This is a genomic window from Microcystis sp. LSC13-02, assembly GCA_002282935.1.
Lineage (GTDB): Bacteria > Cyanobacteriota > Cyanobacteriia > Cyanobacteriales > Microcystaceae > Microcystis.
The window spans coordinates 16306-37535 of sequence record MTBT01000029.1; the positions used below are offsets into that span (position 1 = coordinate 16306).

Below are 21230 nucleotides of genomic sequence, written 5' to 3' on the forward strand. Positions count from 1 at the left end.
CAAAATTGGTCCCGACATTAAGAGAACAATTTTCGTAATGTTGTTGCCCTTATCAAACCCCGTCGTGGGGGAAATTGTCAAAATCATAGGATTCGAGCGGACGGTAGAGTGTATGATGCTCAGAAAGGAACTAGAGGAAGTTATCTAATCGTCGATCAGGTGGTCTTGCTAACTGGCATTACAGCAACCGATCCACAGGGATATAAAATTTGGCAGGTTTTCTATGAACCCTCTCGGACAAGAATGTGGATAAAGGATTGCGATCTGTCAATTCCCCGACTCGTGGATTAATCGCCGGCTTTTTATTAGTGATGTTAGGCAGCGAGGGTTGAAAAGAAAATCACCCCCACGGATTTATCCATTTTAAAATGACAGCATTCCTATTAGACAGTCGCTATTAAATGCTAAACAATCGCTATGAAATCTTGAAAACACTAGGTAGGGGCGGTTTTGGCGAAACTTTCCTCGCGATCGATACTCATCTGCCCTCCGCCAGCAAATGTGTAATCAAGCAACTAAAGCCGACGGATGAGGCCATTCAAGCAGAACCAACTCCCGGTTGGTTTCAAGAACGTTTCCAGCGAGAAGCCGCTATTTTAGAAGAATTAGGGCGAAATAACCCACAAATTCCTCAACTTTACGCCTACTTCTCAGAAGGAGAAAATTTTTTCCTCGTCCAAGAATGGATTGAAGGGATTACCCTCAGCCAAAAACACCAACAAGAAGGCAACCTCTCGAAAGCGGAAGTAGAAAAAATCTTGCGAGAACTCCTACCCGTCCTCGACCACATCCACAGCCGCAACCCGCCGATCATCCACCGGGACATCAAACCCGACAATATCATCCTGCGGGCCAGCGACGGTAAACCTGTTCTCATTGATTTTGGTATTGTCAAAGAGGTGAACAACATCAACAGCACTACAACAGTCTCATTGGGAACTCCTGGCTACATGGCATCAGAACAAGCAGCTGGCCGTCCAGTTCCCTCCAGCGACCTCTACAGCTTGGGTCTAACCGCAATTTTCCTGCTGACGGGCAAAATTCCTCAAGATCTCACTAGCCACCCCAAAACCGGTGAAATCCTCTGGCGACAAGATGCGCCCGGCCTCCACTCGAATTTAGCCGCCGTTATCGATCGCGCTGTCCGTTCCCATCCACGAGATCGCTTCACCTCTGCTCAAGAAATGTTAACCTTCTTGCCCGTTTCTTCCCAACCGACTGTTTCTGTCACCCCATCTCCTACTACTACTCCCCCACCTCCGCCTCCCCCACTATCGAGGTTTAACCCTTGGTTCTGGGTAATTTTTATTGTTATAACTGGTGGGCTTTCTTTTGGGTTTGGCTATCCAATAATAAAACCGTTGTTGAATTTCTTGTTCCCAAATAAACCAACGGTTGAAGAACTTCCCTTGATTGAGCCGTCGAGCCAGATTAATTCTTTTGTACTAGACCGAGAGGGTCAAACTTTGGTAGGCGGGGATAAGAAAGGGAACATCTACCTGTGGGAAGTGGCAACTGGAAAACGGAAAAAAACCATAGCAGGACACCGAAAAGCTATTCTAGCGATCGCTATAAGTAACGATCAACAGATCTTAGCCAGCAGCAGTGAAGATGGCACAATCAAGGTTTGGGATTTAAAAACGGGAAAAGAACGTATTACCCTGCCACGTCAGCGAGGTTTGATCGCCCTAGCCTTAAGCTCCGATGGCAATACACTGGTTACTGGTGGAGAAGATGCAACAGTTAAACTCTGGAATCTGTCAACGGGAAATTTAATCGAGACGCTACCGGTGGAAAAAGAGGTGGTATCCCTTGCCATCAATCAAGACGCATCAATTATCGTCAGCGGACATTCGGGCGGTGACATCATTTTTTGGCAAAAACAAGGCAGTAACCCATACGAACCACGCATTTTTCCCTCTATCAATCCATGGGAAGCCCACTCGGTTGCCATCAGTATCGATGGAACGACCGCCGCTAGTAGCAGTTGCCAAGACAATATCAGAATTTGGAAAGATAGCAATTGGAAAGATTCTCCTCTCCAAGCAGGGTCATCTGCCGATATCTGTTTGATAGTTATCAGCGAAGATGGCAAGATAATTGCTGGCCGCAGTTCCGATGAAACTATTAGATTATGGAACCTAAACACCGAAAAGGAGATTTTTAGCTACCCCCCTTCCTCTCCCAAATCTTTCGATTCACCTAGAATGATCGCCCTCAGTGGAGATGGGCGTACCGTTGCCAGCAATTTTGAAAAGAAAATCCAAGTTTGGCGGCCGAGTTTCTGAACTATCGGTGTCAAGATTATCCTGACCGGATTTCATACTACATCTTGTTTAACAACGTATTCAAGGCTGATGACTGATAGCTATAAATAAGTGGGAAGCGGGGCGCAGGTTTTTAAAGTTCGATCGGGATTTAATCGTATTATTAAAAGTTGATTTGGGATGAATCCTATGTTAGACTAGCAAGCAAAACGAAGAAAAGAGGTCATTGAGGATGAAACACCGACAGCCATACCAAATTCTGACGATGTTATTCTTAACTGGTGCGGCCACTTTCAGTGTGCCAGAACCTAGCAAGTCCGCAGGAAAGGGACTATTCTTCTGCGGCCAACTTCAGGGAAAGTGGAATACCTTTGTCAAACGCCCTAAAAGAAACATAGCGATAATTGAATGGACTTCCAACGACTTTGCCGAGTCAGGATGGGACAACAGGAAACGCTGCATCACGGTTTCCGATCGCTTTAATCAATATGCTCCTCTGCTGACTAATGTAAAAGCTTCAAATGTCAATGGCTATCCCGTCGTCTGTGTTCCTAAAGTTAAGGGCGGAAGTTGCGCTAAAAACGAGGTGTTATTCACTCTAAAAACAGGAGTAAACTCTGAAGAAGTTGCCCAAAAACTATTTAATATGAATCGCTATGGCAATCCTTCAAAATTTAGATTTACTGAGCAGCCTTTTTCCTACGATTCCGAAGGAGAACTTAATATTAATGTCGAGACTTTTATTAACAATCTTGAAGAAATAATCGAAGCTTCAGAAAATGAGCCTCGCTAGGAGTAAATTTGGCAGTGACCCAATCCCAATGTCAACTTTTACTAATAATGTTCCTCATCAGTAGTCCAGCCTTAAGGCTAGTAACTGATGCAGATAATGGCTACTTTGCTCCTCACATTATTCGGTCGGGATGCCCATCTTCTCGACCAATTCTGATCAATTCTTTATATAATAATATTAAAGTTATCACAGTAAAAATATTATATGAATCAGAATTTATCGGTTCTGGAGTAATAATTTACTCCCAAAACAACAATTATAAAGTGATTACCAACGCCCATGTTCTCAAAGATAATCACTTTTCCTACAATCTTCAAACCTTTGACGGAAAAATTCATATTTCAGAAGTGGTAAAAACTGCAAATTTTGCTCGGAATGACCTAGCCCTACTACAATTTAAATCCCCCTGCTTTTATGTGGCTTCTCGTCTAGGTTCTTCCGCTAACCTAAAGAGAGGGGAATATGTGTTGGCGGCGGGTTTCCCTTTTTATTTGCAACCACAATTTGCCTATCCAGCCAATAAGTCAATACAACAAAAAGAAACAAGAGAAAGCGCTCAAAGCTTAAACGACGAGTTTGATTTTACACCGGGTAAAATAGTTGCATTCTTAGAAAAACCGCTAGAAGGAGGATATCAAATCGGATATAATGGCGACTTTGAAAAGGGAATGAGCGGAGGGCCATTACTCAATCAAAAGGGAGAATTAGTCGGCATCAGCGGCAGACATCCGGTTTTGTGGGAAAACTCCGATAATTATGAAGATGGTTCTCAACCATCGCCGGATTTGCAGACTCTAATCAATAACTCAAGTTGGGCAATCCCCAGCGAACAAATTATTAAAGTAATATCTGATAAATAGATGAAAATATTAGCACCAATAAGCTCACTTATTGTTGGATTAATAGCGGTTTCATTAACTCAGCAAAGTTTATTAGCTCTCTCCCAAAGAGAAGTTGAAGAAATCGCCAAACAAACTACAGTCAAAATAATTAGAATAGACGGTAATAATCCAGGTACTGGAGCAATTGTTCAGAAACAAAAATATATATTTAAAGGACAGGAAGGATACTTATATACTGTCCTGACTAACTGCCATGTGTTTCTCAATTCAAAATTCTGCGATCAAGAAAATAAGCTAACTCCCGAACCGATGCCCAACTCTACTGGATATCGCGTTGAAACTTCTGACAGACAACAATATATAAGTGAAATTTCCTCGGTAAAAATTCATCCGAATGCTGATTTAGCAATTTTCAAGTTTTTTAGTACAATAGAGTACGAAACTGTCAGAATAGGTAATGCAGAACAGCTATCTGGCTCAAGTAAAGTTTATGTATTTGGTTGGGCAGTACCCAGCCAAACTAGCCGAGATCGACGTGCGCGATTTTTCGGTCCTGGGAATGTACTTGGTGTTGACAGAAAAGCCGCAGGGGGATATCAAATTGCCCATAAACTCGAACTTTTACCCGGAATGAGTGGCGGTCCACTATTACACGAAAACGGCTGTTTGGTGGGAATTAATGGGGGAGGTTACAGAGACCCTAACACACAAGTTATAGAATTTTTATCCGTTCCTATTAATCTTTATGCAAGCTGGCAAAATATCCCAGTAGTGGCCGACTGTCGAGCTACTCCGCTGCCCGATAATATTCTCTTTCAGACACTTCACAGTCTTCTCGAACAAGAAAATTGGCAGCAGGCCGAAGCCGAAACGAAAAAACTAATGCTTCGAGGAACAGATCAAACCTACTTTAACGGAAACATCATCAACAATCTGTCCTGTTCCGACCTGAAGATTATTAATCGACTTTGGGTGCAATATTCCAGTGGACGTTTTGGCTTTAGCGTTCAGGGGGAAATCTGGAAAGGAGTTAAAAATGACTATAAGCAATTTGAAGAGAGGGTAGGATGGCGGCGTGGCTATGAAGGACCATTGACCGATCCCCCCAACTACAGTCTTGAAGCTAAAAGAGGTCACTTGCCATCCTATAAACTTCTTGCTGCTTCCGACTTTGGAACATTCCTTAACCGATTGGAAAAATGCGATGCTCTAAGTCTTATAGACTAAGGTATTATAGAGAATATAATCTCAAGCGAATCTGAACCCCAATTATGATGAATAACGGTTTCATTTCACCTCTGAAATTTCTCAGCCTAAGTTTCTGCCTAGCTTGTCTGCCGTCAAATACCCAAGCCGTTAATATTTACCCGCCAATTATCACCACCAACCAACAACAACAAAATAAGCAAACGGAATCGCCGGAAGTTGGTTTGGAAATAATAGGAAGTCCCTCTCTCAACAGATTGGTGATTCCCATGTACCGATACACCGGTGAATGCCCGGGGTCTTCCAAAGGTATAGTAAAAGCAAGCTTTACCTCCACAGCCTTCCCTCCGAGTCGGGACAGAAGGGTTATTGTTAGAAATGTTAGCAGGGGAGTGGCCAGAGTGGCCAGAGATCCTTTTCCCTTCACCGATCGAGATTATAGCCGGGGCAGAGGCTCCGAAATTACCGAGATAACCATCGGTTCAGGACACGATGGACAATTTCTAATCGTCAGACAGGGAGAAAACGATTTCGATTATACGATTAAGGAAAAAAACACAATAGTTGACCAGGGAACCTTCACAGCATACGTGGAAACAGCAACCATTGTTGAAGAAAAGAATAAAGTACCAACAACAAAGCGTGTTTGCCCTGGTAATCGTATCGATGATCCCTTGGGAATCATCAATCTCTTGGGAAGCATAATCTGTGACAAGGAGATGCATGAAGTAACAGTCTATGAATGTCCATCTTATCCCAATGTTAGAAAATAGGGTTCGCTCAATATAGGTAAAAGCTCTACTAAAAAAGGCTTTTATTTGATATGATTCAACAGCTTTGCGATTTCCCTAGTAATGAAAATCTCAAAGGTAGTTTCGTTGGACTTAATAGGGTTAGTGGAGGATAAACTGCCCTCAGAAAATGCACTGAGGGATAGCATCCTTTTTGTCCGCATCAGGGAAATACTATGTTATAATTGCTTCTTAAGTAGGTAGGCGTTAAAAATTATCAGATTCCCCCTTATTAAGGGGGGACTAAGGGGGGATCGGCACCCCCCTTATCAAGGGGGGCAGGGGGGATCGAACCTAAAATCCATTTTAAATTTAATTATAACCAGCTACTTATTTGTTTGAAAAAAATTGAGGTAAAATAGCTATGAAACTTACTGTCATCTTTTCAATAATCGTTCTATCTTCTGTGAGTTTAGCAAGTTCTATCGGTGCTGAAAATCTCGATCATGTGAAGAAATTTAAGCAAACAAAACAATGCCCAGGATGTGATTTAAGCGGTGCAGATTTGAGTGGATTAAATCTAAGACAGGCTAACCTACAAGGTGCTGATTTAAGTGGTGCTAGTCTTGGTGGTTCTGATTTAACCAAAGCCAATTTAAGTAGCGCAATTTTGACGGGAGCTAATTTGGATGGTACCAAATTAATAGGAGCAAATTTATCAAATGCTAGACTTAATAGTGCTTATATGGGCTATGCAAAATTAATGGATGCTAATTTAAAAAGAGCAAGTTTGATCAATGCTGACATAGGCCGGTCTAATTTTACAGGAGCAGATGTGACAGACGCTAATTTTAATGGTGTGAGATGTGATACCTATACAGGGTTGGATGGAAGCAGAAGCAACGCATGGTGTAAATAAATAAAAATGAACCACTCTACTCTACTACAGGCAGTAGATAGCTTAATCCAAAACACTATATAGCAGTTTTCATCAGAATGAGGTATGGGCAAGGGGCTTAAATCCTTTGCTGATAAAACTTGTCGATACCTTAGTAAAGTGAAAAGTGCTATAACATCCCAAGAAACAACATTAAAACTCCTATCATTATTCCACCAATAATAAGCCAAAGTAAAATAGGTGAAATAAATATACACATAATGTATAATAATAAAATATATCCTATCGCCTTTGCAACACTCCATAATGGATTTGGATCTGCGATAGTTTTGAAAAAGTCGCTACGATGCTCTTCGCTAAAAATGAGCACTGAAAGCATAGCGAAAAAAACGACATGACCAAGAAAAAGACTTAATTTCTGAAACCAAGGACTAGCAGCAATTTCCCTAGCGGCTTGAACTCTTTCTAGGTCTGCTTGTCGCTCTTGTTTGTCCCATTCTCGTTTATCTCTAAGATAGTCTTGGCGATCTTTATATTGTTCAGGATCTGGCTTTGGAGAGTAGTGTGACATATTTCGTCCTTTTTTTGTTTCAAAATTTATGTTTTTGGGTTAATTGAAAGAGATAAAAGGTCTTAGAACCAAGTTGTCTTTCGATAGCTTAAATAGGCTTCGCCAAAAGCCCTGATTAAAACTTTTTCTTCCTGACAAGCTCGAAAAAACTGCACGGGCAGAATGATCATTAAAAGGAAAGCAATCCAAGAAATTTTAAAGTAGAAAGCGAAACCTAAGACAATTACAGAGGAAAATACATAAATGGGATGGCGAACTCGTGAATAAACCCCTGTAGTAACAAGTTTTCTAGCCTGAGCAGTCACAGAAAACGAGTTCCCCAGTTGTAAGCGAGCGACTGTAAGGAGAACTAAGAAAACAATGACTAATACTGCACCGAGCAATCGCCATCCATCCCAAGGAGACCAAGCGAAAGTCAGCAAAAGTATTGGAATAAATACTGCTGGGGCATAAGTGGCAAAAGCGGCTCTTGAACAGGGCAATCGCACATTGAATGCACTGTATAATTTTGAGATCATAGAAACCGAAAAGAAAAAAGTAGCGAATAAAGGGCTAGTCAATTTTGTAGATAGCATAGCTCAGAGAAAAAAAGAGAGAGTTTACTTAAGATACTCTAAAAACAGAGGGTTTTTGCTAGTATCAATGGGCTGATTAAGTCGAGGCACTACCAATTTAGCAAGTTTGGGATTATGGTGAGCAAATAATAGGATCATTTGTTTGTCCTTAAGCAATTCAGCGAGAGATTGGTCATCCTGTGCGGCGGATTGCGTTTTGTCAATACCTTGCCAACGGGAGGCAACCTGAATGAAATCGTACACCCTTTTTCCCTTACCAAGTCCTTTTGCTTCACCAAACCAAGGAATCAAGCCACCGTAACGCTCCCAATCCTCAAGGCGTTCTTCGAGACCGCAGCTCCTTCCAGTGGTAAACTCTAAAATATCAATTACCCAGCCAAAACCAACAACCCCTGTAGTTGTACATAATGCGAGTTTAGCTTTGATGGTTTCGCCAGACTGGTAAATTTCGGACTTAACCATTTTAATTTCTTGGTTAATTGAGAAAAGCCAGTTATTGGCGACTTTTGCAAAAGAATGTTTGGGATAATTCTGTCGTAAAGTCTGGAGAAATGCCTTAGATTCAGGATAAGAAATTGTGTTGTAGTAAGCCTGTGAACAATTTATGTAAGCTACAGGCATCAAAGCTGATAATTTCGCAATATTAGGAATATCTTGAAATGTTGAAGCCTGAGAACAAATGTTCGAGTTCTTGACCACCGCTATCTGGACATTTCGAGATAAAGGATGCCTCGGTGCAACAGCAAGGAAACGGCGACGTTGGGCTAGTGCTTGTGGAGATTGACCTTGTTTATCGTAGAATTTTGCACAAGAATCATGAAAGTAAGGTAAATTTACCTGAATATTAGGTATTGCTCCACCATTTATTAATTTGTCCAAGCCGTCACAAGATTCGCTCCCGGCCAATTTGGCCACACCGTAGGTTGAAAATAACCCAGTGATTGAGCGATTCATTGCTTGCGTCAACTCATCTTTATCATGTTGCTCATTAAAAAGATACCGGCTAAACAAGGCTTTTGATAAATTTTTCTGTTGCTCTGCCTGTTTTGCTTGCTGGTTGGCGGTCAGAAACGAAGAACAAGTTGCCATCTTTCGTTGAGCGAGGTCTGTTAGACCATCAAAATTATTGAAAGGAAACGAGGCTGTTTCCTCTACCCGAGTAAAATAAGCTGTTGCCTCTGGACAATTAACGGATTGATAAGCCATTTGTCCCTTTTCAAAAGATTCATGGCGATGGGCTAAGGTTTCTTGAGCTTTGTTGATGGCAAAAGTCGAAGCGATGACAGTAATCGCAACAACGCTACCACCAACGAGAAGAGTCTGTGTTGAACTACCCATCTTATCTCCTAAGCTACTGTTGTGCAAGACTTTATGGCTAGATTAAGGAATCTAATAAAACTTTAATATCGGCTGCTCTAAGTATTTGCCAACCAAGGTTGGAGATTTTAGAGAGAAAAGTTATGTTATATTTGATTCTGTGATGACTTTTCTGACTTCAGGAGCGAAAATGTATAGCAGAATATGGTTCGTTAATGCTTAAAGCCTTGTTAAAAGACCTAAGTGTGTTTTTGACCATATATTCAGGAGAACCTTTGCGATAAATTCTTAATTAGCTTATGAGCCAAATGGAGACGCAGAAATGTGACCTTTGCCGAGGGGGATTTTGTAATATTTGCCCCCAGACTAAAAAAAATTGGGATTTAGATAGATTATTTGAGGATCTGAAATGTGTACTTATTCTTCAAGATGACTATGAATCTATCGATAAGGTTCCTAAGGAAGCATGGAAGTCCGCTCAAAGAGGAAATAAAACACTAAAAGCAAAGGAAAAATGTTGGTTATGTTTACTATTACAAGGCTATGATGTAAAACAGATAGAAAGCTATTTACATTTAACTAATATTAAAGGAGACCTGTCTAAAAGTATTTACAAACGGATTAGTTTTCTGGCTTCCGGCAAACAAATAGGTGATTGGGCGCGAGTTCCTATTTACCTTGAGCATCATGTTAACTCAGCCTACACTTGGAATTATAGAAAAAATACCTACACCTCAGTTACAAATGAAGAAATCGGTATTAATATTAAGCTGAGTAAGACAGATGAAAACCCAATCAATCGTTCTAGAATAGTTGAAGTATTCAGGCTTCTTAAAATTGATATTAGGGAGGAAGATATAGAAATAATAGGGTAAGATAATGATCTCTGGCTCTTCGGTTTGTGTTATGCAATAGACTGGGGTTATAAGGGATGGAACCCTTATATAGAAAGGCATTTAGCGATTTTTGTCAATTGTTTTTGATCTAGAGCGAACTAATCAATTAAGTCTCTTGCCAGATAAGGATTTAGTCGATTTATGTCCCCCTATCGAACCATACCAAGTAACGAAGAACCTGATCTCTTAGTTAAATTGATTACGATTATTTTTCCAAAGCTCAGTAATAAATAATTTCTGAAAATCATTAGATTCAAAAACATTCAACAAGTAAAATTAAGGAGCAAATCATGACCAATCAGGCTGACGCACAAAATCAAAATACTATAATTCAACTGAAGGGTAACTATCAAATACTTGATCGGTTATGCGAACTATTTGAGTCTGGAGAATTAGAAAAAGCACTCGGTATTTCTATTTTAGAATTAGAAGCCTTTAGTCTAAAAAAAATTATAGTGTTAGAAGAACCTAAATCAAATGCTAAAATTTTAGATATATCAAAAAATACAATAACGATTCAAGAATCTGCTGTTATAGAAACATCAACCGCTATTGAATCTATAAAAAGTGAGATAGTTTCCCTATTGAGTTTCTGGCAAAATTGTCTTGAAAATCAAGGATTTAAAACGGCAACGCTTGGGAACTCAATTAGTCGAAAAAAAGTAATTGAATTAGACCAACATCTGATCGAATTAATTTTGACGATTGACGAAATTAATAAAAAAGAAATTCGCATATATTTGAAAGTTAGACCTCACAACGGTAAAGGTTATTTGCCTGAGAATCTGATTGTTTCTGTCTTCGATGAAGAAGGAGAATTTTTTCCCTCTCAAAAAACAAATGGACAAACTAATATTCTTGATCTTACGATAGGACATAGCTTTGTTTGTAAAACCAATGATTCTTTTAAAATTAGTTTTACTCTCAATGAAATTACAATAGTAGAAAGCTTTCCAGGATAGAAAAGAGATTGCTATGTCAAAAAAAATTTATTTTAAAATTGGTTCCTGTCTTCAATTGCCAAACCGAATGGCAGTTCTACCCGTCACTTTGACTATCTCTGACTCTAAAGGCCGTTTGGAAGAAAGAAGCTCCTATCTTTCAATTATGCCAGAGCAACTTAGTCAGACATTTAATATCTGGAAAAATTACATCATTCCAGACTCTCCCCGACGACCTGAATCCTTACCTCTTTCTGAGCAACTATTAAGTACCGATGGTAATATTAGTTTACAGAAACTGGCTGAAAATTTAAAAACAGAAATGAATCAATGGTTAACAGATACTCAAAGTTGGATTAACGAAAAGGGTGAAGTTGACTCAAAAATTCAAAACACCTTAGAAAAATACTCAAATTTACAAGAAGAAATTCAACTTTTTATACAAACTGAAGATCGAATATTAAGAGGATTTCCTTGGCAAGAGTGGGAATTTTTGCAGCCTTTATTTCGTCTGCACAAAAATACAGAGTTATCTGTGAGCGCAACGGATTTCGCACGTCCCGAACAAAAACAAACCATTAACCGCTTAGATACAAGAGTTCGGATTTTAGCTATTTTCGCAGATAACGAATTAGATGAAAATAATGAATATAAGCAAGAAAAAGAATCTCTCGATCGATTAAAAAAATATGGTGCTTTTATTCAGACACTTTATCAGCCGAATTACTCGGATTTAATTGAAGCTCTAGAAGAACCAGCAGGTTGGCATATCTTCTTTTTTGCAGGTCATAGTCACAGTAATCCAGACGGTAGAATTGGCTGGCTGCAAATTAGTTGGCTAGATAATAATCAAAAACTTCAAACAAAAGAAATTGAGATTAATGAATTAACCAAATGGATGCAAAAATTGATTAATGATAAACTACAACTGGCAATTTTTAACTCCTGTGACGGTTTAGGATTAGCCAATCAACTAACTTCTCTAAATCTCCCTTACTGTATCGTAATGCGGGAAAGAGTAGATTCTTCCTTTGCAGGTACATTACTTACTCATTTGCTAAAGGCTTTTGTTGAAAAGGAAAAATCTATATTTGCCTCGATGCGTTATGCTCGTGAACAACTATTATCGGAATATGATCAGGGATTTAAACCATCGGGAAAAAGTTGGCTACCTGTTATTGTCGCTAACCCAGAGGCCCCTGAGTTAACTTGGGATAGTTTGTTTATAGAACGTCGCTTGGGTCCCAAATGTGAATTAATTTTATTGTTTTTTTTAGTCGTTATAGCGATTGGATTACCGTTAAGTATTTTAGGAGAATTTGGCAGTCTTAATACTTTGCGGTTTTATGCACAGCTTTATCCTCATATCATTGTTTATCCCTCACTATTTCTGCCTTTGTCACTATTCTCTCTCTATCGAGCTTTTAGCTTAATACGTCAAAAAACGGAGGTGATTTTTAGATTCACTATTGTCGTAATTATTGTAAGCTTTATTGCCCTGATGTTTGAAGTATATTCTGATCCGATATTTTTATTTGAAATTAAACCTCATAGCACCATTTTACTTGACAATCAAAAGCTGACCGATATTTTAACCAGCAACGATATCGATATCGCAGGAATACCTAATAAATGGATCAATCAAATTAATTTAGAGGGAAAAATAATTTTAGATAAAAATGATATCGAATATTCCGTTAAAAAAGTTATTAAACAGTCCTATTATAAAGATAATCAAAATGATAAAAACTCTTTTTTTAAAATTGTTCATAGTCACCAACTTTGGTCAAACTATTACTCGGTGAGTCGTATATTTTATGTGTTAAATTATTTTGCAATTTTTTTCTGTGGTTTTGAATCCTTAGCTTTTCTGCTTGAAAATATTCGTAATGACAACTCTGTATTTAATTTTGATAAGTATATCAAATATATTTTATCATGTTATATAGGATTACTTCTCTGGATGCCTTTCGATAATTACTATACTCAAGAGGTAAAAAACTTGTTATTCCAGACAAATCAGGGAGGAAACCTCAGAAGTCTCGTCCAAATCTTTATTATTCTTGTTCTATTTCTTATTGCCTATTTCATCTTTAAAACTAACAAAATCAAAATATTAAAGCACAAAATCACCTTAGTGTTTATGTTTTTAATCCTTTTCATTGCAATACTTGCGCTCAAACCATTGAATATATTAATTGTCAATAAATGGTTCGGTTTTTTAAGTAAAAGTCTCTTTATTACTTGGGGGGGATTATTTTGTTTGCTAATGTTTATTATTTATCCTATCATTAATTTTTTGATTGACAGACAATCTTTTTCAAATTATTTTATTGAATTTAATAAACTCATAAAACTTTTACGCTCATGAAACCCTTATCATCATCACAAATAACAACTTCTGTAGTGATCACTTTTCTCTATATTCTACCTGTTGTTTTACTTCTAATAAAGGTTATTCCGTTTAGCGATCGCTTTTTAGTATTAGCCATTACAGGAGCATTGATTATCGGTTTAGCACTGCTCAACGAGATTTCTCTAGCAGATTTAGGCTTTAATCATCAAAATTTATTACCAGCGATTAAAGATATTTTACCCGTAACCATAATATCTTCCGTTTTAATGATTGCCTTTTATCTTAATCATGGAATGCGAATTGATAATACTGGTATTCCCTGGTATTTCTATGTATTTTATATTTCCCTTTCATCGCCGCTACAGGAATTTTTATACCGTTCCTACCTTTTTAACCGACTTGCTCAAATTCAACTTAATCAAGGTTCTATCATTATCATCACTGCTATTCTTTATAGTTTTGCTCATAGCATTTATCAAGACCTGCTAACAGTCTTATTAAGTTTAATTATCGGTTTATATTGGGCATATCACTATAATCGCTTTAAGAATTTTTATAGTATTACCCTTAGCCATACAATTCTTGGTATTATCGCAATTCTTACAGGCAGTGTATAACCGACTTACTCATGCAATACAAAAACACTAGCTATACTATAAGTTAAAAGGTTGACCATGGATTTCCCTCATCTATTTGTTAAAAGGCAATTATAAAGACTAAATTTTGGGAATTACATAAGCTTTAATTTTATAGCTATTACGACTTCTCCCTTATCAAATCTATAAGTAAGAGATGTCCCCGAATCAGGTGAAATATCATAAGCACCAGCTAAACTCTGTTCTGGTCTGCCCGCAATAGGAATAACTGCATCCTCTGCAAATAAATCAAAAGAGGCTTTACTTTGACCAGAGCCAACCTGAATATCTATTCTTAAAGTTCCCCCTGTAATGAAATCAGTTGTATCTATGCGAATAATTTTATAATTTAGATTACCATGTCCCGGTGCGACAAGCTGACCTTCATATTCTGCATATTTTTTTTTTCTAGTTAACACTAATTTAGGTTCTTCTAAGATTTGCTTATCATCACTATTCTTCAAAATAGGACTGGCAATGAATAATTGTCCTAACATTGGCTTGTAAGCAATTAAATTTAATAAATTTAAACAAAGAAAACAGTTAAGTAAATTTACTATCTTTTTAAGAGAGGTCATAGCTTTTATAACGGTTCAGAAGGGTCAAGGATATGATAGCATAAACGCTATAGTCATTTCAGATAAATCTGATACACTCTAGACCGACAAAACCCTTATGAACTCTGGGATTGATATTCTCAATCTTAATTGAAATGACTATATAAGTTAAAAGGTTAACCATGGATTTCCCTCATCTATTTGTTAAAAGGCAATTATAAAGACTAAATTTTGGGAATTACATAAGCTTTAATTTTATAGCTATTACGAGAAGCTGACAGGGGGACAAGCAAGCTAGAAGCTTTGACCACACAAGCTTCTAGCTTCTCTCGCCAAAAATAGATCGATGACCAGCAAAAAGCTAACGAAAGAATCAGGGATGGGAGCAAGCTTACTAAGAATTTTATCGATAAATGGGAGCCAGTGCGGAAAACTTATTCGATCAAAAGCTCTAGAAAGCTTATGATGTATCGATTTCAGGGTTCTTGTCCCCCTGTCAGATTGGTATGTTAAAATGAGGTGAAATAATATAAATGCGTGGAGTCATTCTCTGATATGAGTAAATATTCTAATTTTGACCCAACTCATTTTGTTGTCGAACCCGAAGAAACTGAACAAATAACCCAATTAAATCAGCTGCTTAATAGAGAAATACCGACGAGACTCGTCACTGAACAGGGAGAAAATGTCTATATTCCCGAATCAGTTTTAATGGTACTTCGTTACAGTGTAGCTGCCTTAGCATCGGGACAGGTAATTCAGTTAAATGTTACCCATCAGGATTTAACTATAGAAGAAGCGGCTAATTTGTTAAATGTTTCTAACTCTTATCTAATAAAATTACTAGAACAGGGGCAAATTTTATCGACTAATGTAGGCAGTGATCTACGAATAAAACGAGAAGATTTGCTAATATATAAAGAAAAAAAATATCGAGAAAGAGAACAAATTTTAAATAACCTTGTAGCCATGACTGAAGCGGAAGGACTATACAGAAAAGATGAGGAATTAAACCTAGATGACAGCAGAGCCTAGGGTTGTTTTAGATGCTTGTGTTCTTATTCCTCAGTATTTACGCGATACTTTATTATCAATTGCTTGGCAAGGTTTATACTCGCCTTACTGGTCGAAATTAATTTTAGAAGAAACAACCCGCAATCTGATTAATCGATATGATATAACTTCAATAAAAGCCCTTAATTTAGTGGAGACAATGAAAGCAGCTTTTCCCGAAGCCATGGTTGAAGTGCCATCTGGTTTAATTGAGTTAATGACAAACGACTTAAAAGATCGTCATGTTTTAGCAACTGCTGTTATGGCTAAAGCTAATCTAATTTGGTTCTTCGGTTTTTGTTATGCAATGGACGGGGTTATAAGGAATGAAACCCTTATAGAGAGGGACATTGCCGCGATTTTTGTCAATTGTAGTCAATTTATGTCACCCGATCGAACCATACCAAGTAACGAAGAACCTCTAATTTTAACTAATAATATTACCGACTTTTCACTGTCAGCTTTAGAAACTTGGGGTATAAAGGCTCAATCTCCTGATACTTTTTTAAGTAATTTGTTTGATGAATATCCCGAAGAAATTAAATTCAGTCTAAATGGGCAAGTCAAGAAATATAAAAATCCTCAAAAATCTCTAGCTGAATTACTAGAATTTTTAGATAAAAAAGCTAATTTATCTAATTTTTGTCAAAAGATAACTAAAATTCTTTGATAGAACTGAACTTCTCCAGTATAAATGGACTAGCTATCTAAACATGGCTACAGAGGGAATCGCTTACTCTAGAGATTAATGACACTATCTGTTAAAATCAGGTTAGCGATCGCTAGACAGCGAACTCTAGGTCATCGCTCCACTCCAGATACAGTCAACGGTACAGCCATTTTCAAGTAAAAAATGTACCCAGTAGTCTCTTTTCAATTTTTTCTGAGAAGCTCCATAAGGGTTTTGTTAATTTTTTAGTATTTATGTATGGGGGAAGTCCAGTTATTACAGGATTCAACGTTTCTGACCCTGATGTTCTCTATTCTCTGGTTACTCATCAACCGATTCAACTCTTACAAAAAAGCCAGAATCAAGATTCACTAAGTCAGGTAATTGTTTGAGAGTCATTGACAGATTGAGATGTTCCCGTTATTGTTGAGATAGTTTTTTGCTATTCAGTCAGTTTTTTCTACCATAATCATCTATATTTTATTATGCAGCAATTATCTCTTTCTCCCCCCCCAGTACATTTGAACTAAATCGTGTCAGGAGAAGTTCTCGATCGCTTGTTTTAGGTGGGTTATTAGCGATCGGTAGTTCTTTGTTGACCCTGACCCCAGTAATGGCGGAAGGCATCCAAAAGCTGGCTGATTTTAATGGGGCTAATGGGAGTAGGTCCTATGCCGGTCTCACCTTGGGGACGAATGGTCTCTTTTATGGGACGACTCAAGCGGGCGGTAGTTCTGATCAGGGAACGCTCTTTTCCTTTAACCCGACGGGGAACGTTCTCACGTCTGCAGCCAATTTTGACGGGATTAATGGTGCTTATCCCGGTGCCAGTCTCTACTTGGGGACGGATGGTCTCTTTTATGGGACGACTAACTCTGGCGGTAGTTCTAATCTGGGAACGATCTTTTCCTTTAACCCCACAGGGAATGTTCTCACCTCTTTATCCACTTTTAACGGGGCTAATGGGAGTATTCCCCTTGCCAGTCTGACTTTGGGGACGGATGGTCTCTTTTATGGGACGACTTCCTCTGGCGGTAGTTTTGGGAAGGGAACGATTTTTTCCTTTAACCCGACGGGGAACGTTCTCACCTCTTTATCCACTTTTAACGGGGCTAATGGGAGTAGTCCCCTTGACAGTCTGACTTTGGGGACTGATAGTCTCTTTTATGGGACAACTCAATACGACGGTAGTTTTGGGAGGGGAACGATTTTTTCCTTTAACCCAACGGGGAATGTTCTGACTTCTTTAGCCAGTTTTGATGTGATTAATGGTGCTTATCCCAGTGCCAGTCTCTCCTTGGGGACGGATGGTTTCTTTTATGGGACGACTGACTCTGGCGGTAGTTCTGATTGGGGAACGCTCTTTTCCTTTAACCCGACGGGGAACGTTCTCACCTCTTTAGCCAGTTTTGACGGGAATAATGGGATAGGTCCCCTTGACAGTCTGACTTTGGGGACGGATGGTTTCTTTTATGGGACGACTGACTCTGGCGGTAGTTCTGATTGGGGAACGCTCTTTTCCTTTAACCCGACGGGGAATGTTCTCACCTCTTTAGCCAGTTTTGACGGGGCTAATGGGGCTTTTTCCTCGGCTAGCCTGACTTTGGGGACTGATGGTCTCTTTTATGGGACAACTCAGGGTGGTGGCACTTCTGATGCGGGAACGATCTTTTCCTTCGATCCCAACTCCAGTACACCCGTTCCCGAACCCTCAGCCCTCCTCGGTACAACTATTGCAGGAGCTCTCGGTGCAACACTAAAACGCAAATCAGCCCATAAACATAAACAATAGTTATTTCTACAAGAACCACAAGGGCAGGCATAGAGCTTGCCTTTTTTATTCACTAAAATTTGCACCCCAGCCTGAACCCCAATCCGCTACCCCTATATTGCCATAAAGCCGTAGAGGCTTGGTCTCCAACCCCTTGAGGACAAGATAGGCTGCACCCGCTCATTCTGTCGGTTGGAGGGGGGAAACCCGTTACTGATTCTGCTCACAGAGAAGGACTAATTTTATTGGTGTAGAATAGAGACAATTATTGAGAGAGAAAGAAAATGAGCACTATTTCCCTTGAAATCCCTGAAGAAATCTTAATTAGTCTCAAAGAAACTCCTGAAAATCTATCGAGAGAATTAAAAATATTGGCAGCCGTTAAACTCTTTGAACTTGACAAGTTATCTTCAGGACGTGCAGCACAATTAGCCGGAATGTCACGAGTAGAATTTTTAACTATTTTGGGGCGTTATCAAGTCTCCCCTTTTTCTTTAACGACTGAACAATTAGAACAAGATATTGTCAATGCCTAATCCTCAAGTCATTGTCAACACCTCTCCTCTACTGTACTTACATCAAGTGGGCTACTTGGAATTGCTCCAACGCTTGTATTCTCAAATCTTGACTCCTTCGGCAGTAATCGAAGAATTAGCAATCGGTAAAAATAAAGGAATTGATGTTCCCAATATTCAGGCGATTGAATGGATTTCAATTACTCTGGTTAAATCAGTCAGTCTAATTCCGGCTATTATTGATTTAGGGCAAGGAGAAGCTGAGGTCTTAGCTTTAGGATTAGAAAATCCAGGTAGTTTACTGATTTTTGACGATCAATTAGCCCGACGTATTGCCAATTTATATCGCTTAAAATATTCAGGAACGCTTGGTGTTTTAGTTAAAGCGAAGCAGCAGGGCTATCTATCTTCTGTTGCTCCCGTTATTGCTAAGTTACGCCATCAAGGAATGTGGCTAACTGATAAAGTTGTCAATGATGTTCTTCGATTAGCTGGAGAGTAAGTATGCTTAAAAAAAAGGCTCTTCGTTACTTGGTATGGTTCGATAGGGGAGCATAAATCGACTAAATCCTTATCTGGCAAGAGACTTAATTGATTAGTTCGCTCTAGACAAAAATAATTGACAAAAATCGCCAAATGTCTTTCTCTATAAGAGTTTCATTCCTTATAATCCTGTACGTTGCATAAGACAAACCGAAGAACCATCTGGGTTGTAATAAACCTACACCTGTCAGCATCCCATACCCCATCTTCCCACTTCCCCCGGTTGAGTTAGCGGGTTAGGCTTCGATCTGTCAGAATACAAGTGTTGAAACAAACCTTTTAAGAGGCTTCATGGTGGAAGTTAAAGTCGTTCCCCCGAAACGCAATTGGATTCAGACGTGGTGGCAATCCCTGAATTCCTTATCCCGCTTACTGGTGATTGCTCTAGCTGCACCACTTGTCGTCCTGAATGCCTGGGCATTATCGGCAATTTTTGGCTATTTTGAATCTTTATTTGTTATTTTACTGATAGCGGCCGTTCTATCTTTTCTCTTGGGTTATCCGGTGACTTGGTTGGAACGTCAGGGATTAAAACGGGGTTTAGCTGCGATCGTGGTTTCCCTGATCACGATTTTAATTTTTGTGGCCGTGGGAATAACCCTAGTTCCCTTAGTCTTCACCCAAGCACAGCAATTTGTCAATAGATTGCCAGAATGGTTAGACTCGGGACAGCGCCAACTGATGCAACTAGATACCAAAATCGACATGATGAATCTGCCGATTCCGATCAGTTTCGATGGTGTTATCGCTCAGTTTAACAGTCGTTTAGGGGCAGAATTGCAGATTCTAGCGGGAAGAAGCGTTAATTTAGCCCTTAATCTCACCGTTTTTACCGTGGTGCGAGTGCTTGATGTGCTGTTAACTATTATCCTCACCTTTTATCTACTTCTCCACAGTCCCGATATCTGGAGGAGTATTATCCAATGGTTGCCCAAACCCGTCCAACAACCCTTTTCCCTAACCCTACGCTTAAGTTTTCAGAATTACTTTGTCGGACAGGTAATTTGCGCCACCTGCATGGCCCTGGGATTAGTCACGGCATTTTTATCGATTAAAGTCCCTTTTGGTCTCCTATTCGGTCTGTTGATTGGTACCATGGCCTTAATCCCTTTTGGGGGAACTGTAGGCATTGTCACGGTGACAGCTTTACTAGCTTTGCGCGATATTGGTTTAGCTCTACAAGTTTTAGCCGTGGCTGTAGTGGTGCAGCAAATTGTCGAAAATGGCATTGCTCCCCGGATTTTGGGCAGTGTCACCGGGTTAAATCCCTTTTGGGTGTTGGTCTCGGTCTTGACGGGGGCGCGAGTGGGCGGTTTACTGGGGGTAATTGTCGCAGTTCCCATGGCAGTAATGATCAAGGAAGCTTTGGAGGTTATCCGTCAAGTGACACCAGAGGAGACAAAATACGGGATAATTAAACCCTCTCTCCCCCTAGAATCAGAATCCTCTAGCGAGGTGGTTTCTCGCTGAAGAATGACTGACGGCATGATCTAGGGCGATCTGAGCAGTAATCTTGGCCGGGAGAAATCGGCAATTTTCTCGCAGGTTCTTGGTTTTTCTCCCTCGATCGAGTTATGATATCCATATTGGTGTATTAACTCCGCTCTCGGCGATCGCCGTCCATGCCTAGGAAGGACAAATGAAGGCTTGAGGATGCCTTGCTGGTCTCTGGGGCCTGGCTTATTGGGAGATTAGCTAACCAATTATCTCTAAACTCCGATAATTTTAAGAAAAGGTCATTTTCTATCCCGATAAATAAGCAAAAAATCGATGTTTTGGTTAAATAGGCTACATTAACAGCCAGCTTTCTATCGTAAGCTCGAAGTTAAGACATAAAGTCAATATCACCCTCCGATTGCAATGAAAAAATGTTTGGATCGCTTAAGGTTTAAGCCTTTCAGACATTTTTTTTGTGGATTGAGTAGTAAACAACCTGATTTCGGGATCAGACAAGGAAGCCGTGCTTGTACCCACAGTGTGACATGGACGAAAACCAACAGACCTTGACATCCTCGCCGCCCTAAAAGTGCGGCGATTCCTAAACCTCACGATTTAAGTTTCTGCTTCAACCACCGTTGCATACCACGGTTAAA

Annotated in this window: 21 protein-coding genes; 16 read left to right on the forward strand and 5 right to left on the reverse strand. The window is 39.3% G+C overall.

Annotated features, from left to right (window positions below):
* Positions 1–425 precede the first annotated feature (425 nt).
* From BGL89_RS01925 to BGL89_RS01950, 6 genes are all read left to right on the forward strand, one after another.
* Positions 426–2288 (forward strand): serine/threonine-protein kinase, encoded by a 1863-nt coding sequence (locus BGL89_RS01925; protein ID WP_286824133.1) that lies wholly within the window; start codon positions 426–428, stop codon positions 2286–2288.
* A gap of 244 nt (positions 2289–2532) precedes the next feature.
* Complete coding sequence (locus tag BGL89_RS01930; RefSeq protein ID WP_286824134.1) at positions 2533–3060, forward strand: COP23 domain-containing protein; 528 nt, start codon at positions 2533–2535, stop codon at positions 3058–3060.
* A gap of 14 nt (positions 3061–3074) precedes the next feature.
* On the forward strand, positions 3075–3920 hold the full coding sequence (locus tag BGL89_RS01935) for a S1 family peptidase (RefSeq protein ID WP_286824135.1): 846 nt from the start codon (positions 3075–3077) through the stop codon (positions 3918–3920).
* Complete coding sequence (locus BGL89_RS01940) at positions 3921–5129, forward strand: GUN4 domain-containing protein (RefSeq protein WP_286824136.1); 1209 nt, start codon at positions 3921–3923, stop codon at positions 5127–5129.
* Between the two features lie 44 nt (positions 5130–5173).
* Entirely contained in the window at positions 5174–5881 is a 708-nt protein-coding gene (locus tag BGL89_RS01945) for a hypothetical protein (protein WP_353743903.1), read from the forward strand.
* Between the two features lie 382 nt (positions 5882–6263).
* On the forward strand, positions 6264–6758 hold the full coding sequence (locus tag BGL89_RS01950; RefSeq protein WP_286824138.1) for a pentapeptide repeat-containing protein: 495 nt from the start codon (positions 6264–6266) through the stop codon (positions 6756–6758).
* Positions 6759–6906: 148 nt separating this feature from the next.
* Here BGL89_RS01950 and BGL89_RS01955 read toward each other — a convergent pair whose 3' ends face one another.
* The 3 genes from BGL89_RS01955 to BGL89_RS01965 form a co-directional block, all read right to left on the reverse strand.
* The gene (locus tag BGL89_RS01955; RefSeq protein ID WP_286824141.1) at positions 6907–7308 is read right to left on the reverse strand and encodes a hypothetical protein; all 402 of its coding nucleotides are present in this window, start codon (positions 7306–7308) and stop codon (positions 6907–6909) included.
* A 62-nt stretch (positions 7309–7370) separates the two neighbouring features.
* A complete protein-coding gene (locus BGL89_RS01960; protein ID WP_286824142.1) occupies positions 7371–7826 on the reverse strand; it encodes a methyltransferase family protein in 456 nt (151 codons plus the stop codon).
* 81 nt (positions 7827–7907) lie between these two features.
* Positions 7908–9221 (reverse strand): tetratricopeptide repeat protein, encoded by a 1314-nt coding sequence (locus BGL89_RS01965; RefSeq protein WP_286824144.1) that lies wholly within the window; start codon positions 9219–9221, stop codon positions 7908–7910.
* Positions 9222–9499: 278 nt separating this feature from the next.
* Here BGL89_RS01965 and BGL89_RS01970 point away from each other — a divergent pair, with 278 nt between their 5' ends.
* The 4 genes from BGL89_RS01970 (at position 9500) to BGL89_RS01985 (ending at position 14010) form a co-directional block, all read left to right on the forward strand.
* Entirely contained in the window at positions 9500–10075 is a 576-nt protein-coding gene (locus BGL89_RS01970; protein WP_286824146.1) for a hypothetical protein, read from the forward strand.
* Between the two features lie 311 nt (positions 10076–10386).
* Positions 10387–11058 (forward strand): DUF1822 family protein, encoded by a 672-nt coding sequence (locus BGL89_RS01975; protein ID WP_286824148.1) that lies wholly within the window; start codon positions 10387–10389, stop codon positions 11056–11058.
* A 13-nt stretch (positions 11059–11071) separates the two neighbouring features.
* Positions 11072–13408, forward strand: a complete 2337-nt coding sequence (locus BGL89_RS01980) for a hypothetical protein (RefSeq protein ID WP_286824150.1) — start codon at positions 11072–11074, stop codon at positions 13406–13408.
* Positions 13405–14010 (forward strand): CPBP family intramembrane glutamic endopeptidase, encoded by a 606-nt coding sequence (locus tag BGL89_RS01985; protein WP_286824152.1) that lies wholly within the window; start codon positions 13405–13407, stop codon positions 14008–14010. The genes BGL89_RS01980 and BGL89_RS01985 overlap by 4 nt, the downstream gene beginning before the upstream one ends.
* A gap of 113 nt (positions 14011–14123) precedes the next feature.
* Here BGL89_RS01985 and BGL89_RS01990 read toward each other — a convergent pair whose 3' ends face one another.
* Positions 14124–14606, reverse strand: a complete 483-nt coding sequence (locus BGL89_RS01990) for a hypothetical protein (protein WP_286824154.1) — start codon at positions 14604–14606, stop codon at positions 14124–14126.
* 534 nt (positions 14607–15140) lie between these two features.
* On the opposite strand from BGL89_RS01990, the gene BGL89_RS01995 reads away from it, so the two are divergent.
* From BGL89_RS01995 to BGL89_RS02015, 5 genes are all read left to right on the forward strand, one after another.
* Positions 15141–15620 (forward strand): excisionase family DNA-binding protein, encoded by a 480-nt coding sequence (locus tag BGL89_RS01995; protein WP_286824156.1) that lies wholly within the window; start codon positions 15141–15143, stop codon positions 15618–15620.
* On the forward strand, positions 15604–16308 hold the full coding sequence (locus BGL89_RS02000; RefSeq protein ID WP_286824158.1) for a PIN domain-containing protein: 705 nt from the start codon (positions 15604–15606) through the stop codon (positions 16306–16308). Before BGL89_RS01995 ends, BGL89_RS02000 begins: the two co-directional genes overlap by 17 nt.
* A 592-nt stretch (positions 16309–16900) precedes the next feature.
* Complete coding sequence (locus tag BGL89_RS02005; protein ID WP_286824159.1) at positions 16901–18100, forward strand: PEP-CTERM sorting domain-containing protein; 1200 nt, start codon at positions 16901–16903, stop codon at positions 18098–18100.
* Between the two features lie 263 nt (positions 18101–18363).
* Entirely contained in the window at positions 18364–18615 is a 252-nt protein-coding gene (locus tag BGL89_RS02010; protein ID WP_002764591.1) for a UPF0175 family protein, read from the forward strand.
* Positions 18608–19096, forward strand: coding sequence for a PIN domain-containing protein (locus BGL89_RS02015; RefSeq protein WP_286824161.1), 489 nt, complete (start codon positions 18608–18610; stop codon positions 19094–19096). Before BGL89_RS02010 ends, BGL89_RS02015 begins: the two co-directional genes overlap by 8 nt.
* Here BGL89_RS02015 and BGL89_RS02020 read toward each other — a convergent pair.
* Complete coding sequence (locus BGL89_RS02020; RefSeq protein ID WP_233271340.1) at positions 19036–19230, reverse strand: hypothetical protein; 195 nt, start codon at positions 19228–19230, stop codon at positions 19036–19038. The genes BGL89_RS02015 and BGL89_RS02020 overlap by 61 nt on opposite strands.
* Before the next feature lie 198 nt (positions 19231–19428).
* Here BGL89_RS02020 and BGL89_RS02025 point away from each other — a divergent pair, with 198 nt between their 5' ends.
* Positions 19429–20607: an AI-2E family transporter gene (locus BGL89_RS02025; protein WP_286824162.1), complete on the forward strand. Its 1179-nt coding sequence runs from the start codon at positions 19429–19431 to the stop codon at positions 20605–20607.
* Positions 20608–21230 lie beyond the last annotated feature (623 nt).

What these genes read in the sequence shown, in the direction of transcription:
- BGL89_RS01930 (WP_286824134.1), top strand. Translation starts at nt 2,533, where the DNA reads ATGTTATTCTTAACTGGTGCGGCCACTTTCAGTGTGCCAGAACCTAGC.
- BGL89_RS01940 (WP_286824136.1), top strand. Translation starts at nt 3,921, where the DNA reads ATGAAAATATTAGCACCAATAAGCTCACTTATTGTTGGATTAATAGCG.
- BGL89_RS01945 (WP_353743903.1), top strand. Translation starts at nt 5,174, where the DNA reads ATGATGAATAACGGTTTCATTTCACCTCTGAAATTTCTCAGCCTAAGT.
- BGL89_RS01950 (WP_286824138.1), top strand. Translation starts at nt 6,264, where the DNA reads ATGAAACTTACTGTCATCTTTTCAATAATCGTTCTATCTTCTGTGAGT.
- BGL89_RS01955 (WP_286824141.1), bottom strand. Translation starts at nt 7,308, where the DNA reads ATGTCACACTACTCTCCAAAGCCAGATCCTGAACAATATAAAGATCGC.
- BGL89_RS01960 (WP_286824142.1), bottom strand. Translation starts at nt 7,826, where the DNA reads ATGATCTCAAAATTATACAGTGCATTCAATGTGCGATTGCCCTGTTCA.
- BGL89_RS01965 (WP_286824144.1), bottom strand. Translation starts at nt 9,221, where the DNA reads ATGGGTAGTTCAACACAGACTCTTCTCGTTGGTGGTAGCGTTGTTGCG.
- BGL89_RS01970 (WP_286824146.1), top strand. Translation starts at nt 9,500, where the DNA reads ATGAGCCAAATGGAGACGCAGAAATGTGACCTTTGCCGAGGGGGATTT.
- BGL89_RS01975 (WP_286824148.1), top strand. Translation starts at nt 10,387, where the DNA reads ATGACCAATCAGGCTGACGCACAAAATCAAAATACTATAATTCAACTG.
- BGL89_RS01980 (WP_286824150.1), top strand. Translation starts at nt 11,072, where the DNA reads ATGTCAAAAAAAATTTATTTTAAAATTGGTTCCTGTCTTCAATTGCCA.
- BGL89_RS01985 (WP_286824152.1), top strand. Translation starts at nt 13,405, where the DNA reads ATGAAACCCTTATCATCATCACAAATAACAACTTCTGTAGTGATCACT.
- BGL89_RS01990 (WP_286824154.1), bottom strand. Translation starts at nt 14,606, where the DNA reads ATGACCTCTCTTAAAAAGATAGTAAATTTACTTAACTGTTTTCTTTGT.
- BGL89_RS01995 (WP_286824156.1), top strand. Translation starts at nt 15,141, where the DNA reads ATGAGTAAATATTCTAATTTTGACCCAACTCATTTTGTTGTCGAACCC.
- BGL89_RS02000 (WP_286824158.1), top strand. Translation starts at nt 15,604, where the DNA reads ATGACAGCAGAGCCTAGGGTTGTTTTAGATGCTTGTGTTCTTATTCCT.
- BGL89_RS02010 (WP_002764591.1), top strand. Translation starts at nt 18,364, where the DNA reads ATGAGCACTATTTCCCTTGAAATCCCTGAAGAAATCTTAATTAGTCTC.
- BGL89_RS02015 (WP_286824161.1), top strand. Translation starts at nt 18,608, where the DNA reads ATGCCTAATCCTCAAGTCATTGTCAACACCTCTCCTCTACTGTACTTA.
- BGL89_RS02025 (WP_286824162.1), top strand. Translation starts at nt 19,429, where the DNA reads ATGGTGGAAGTTAAAGTCGTTCCCCCGAAACGCAATTGGATTCAGACG.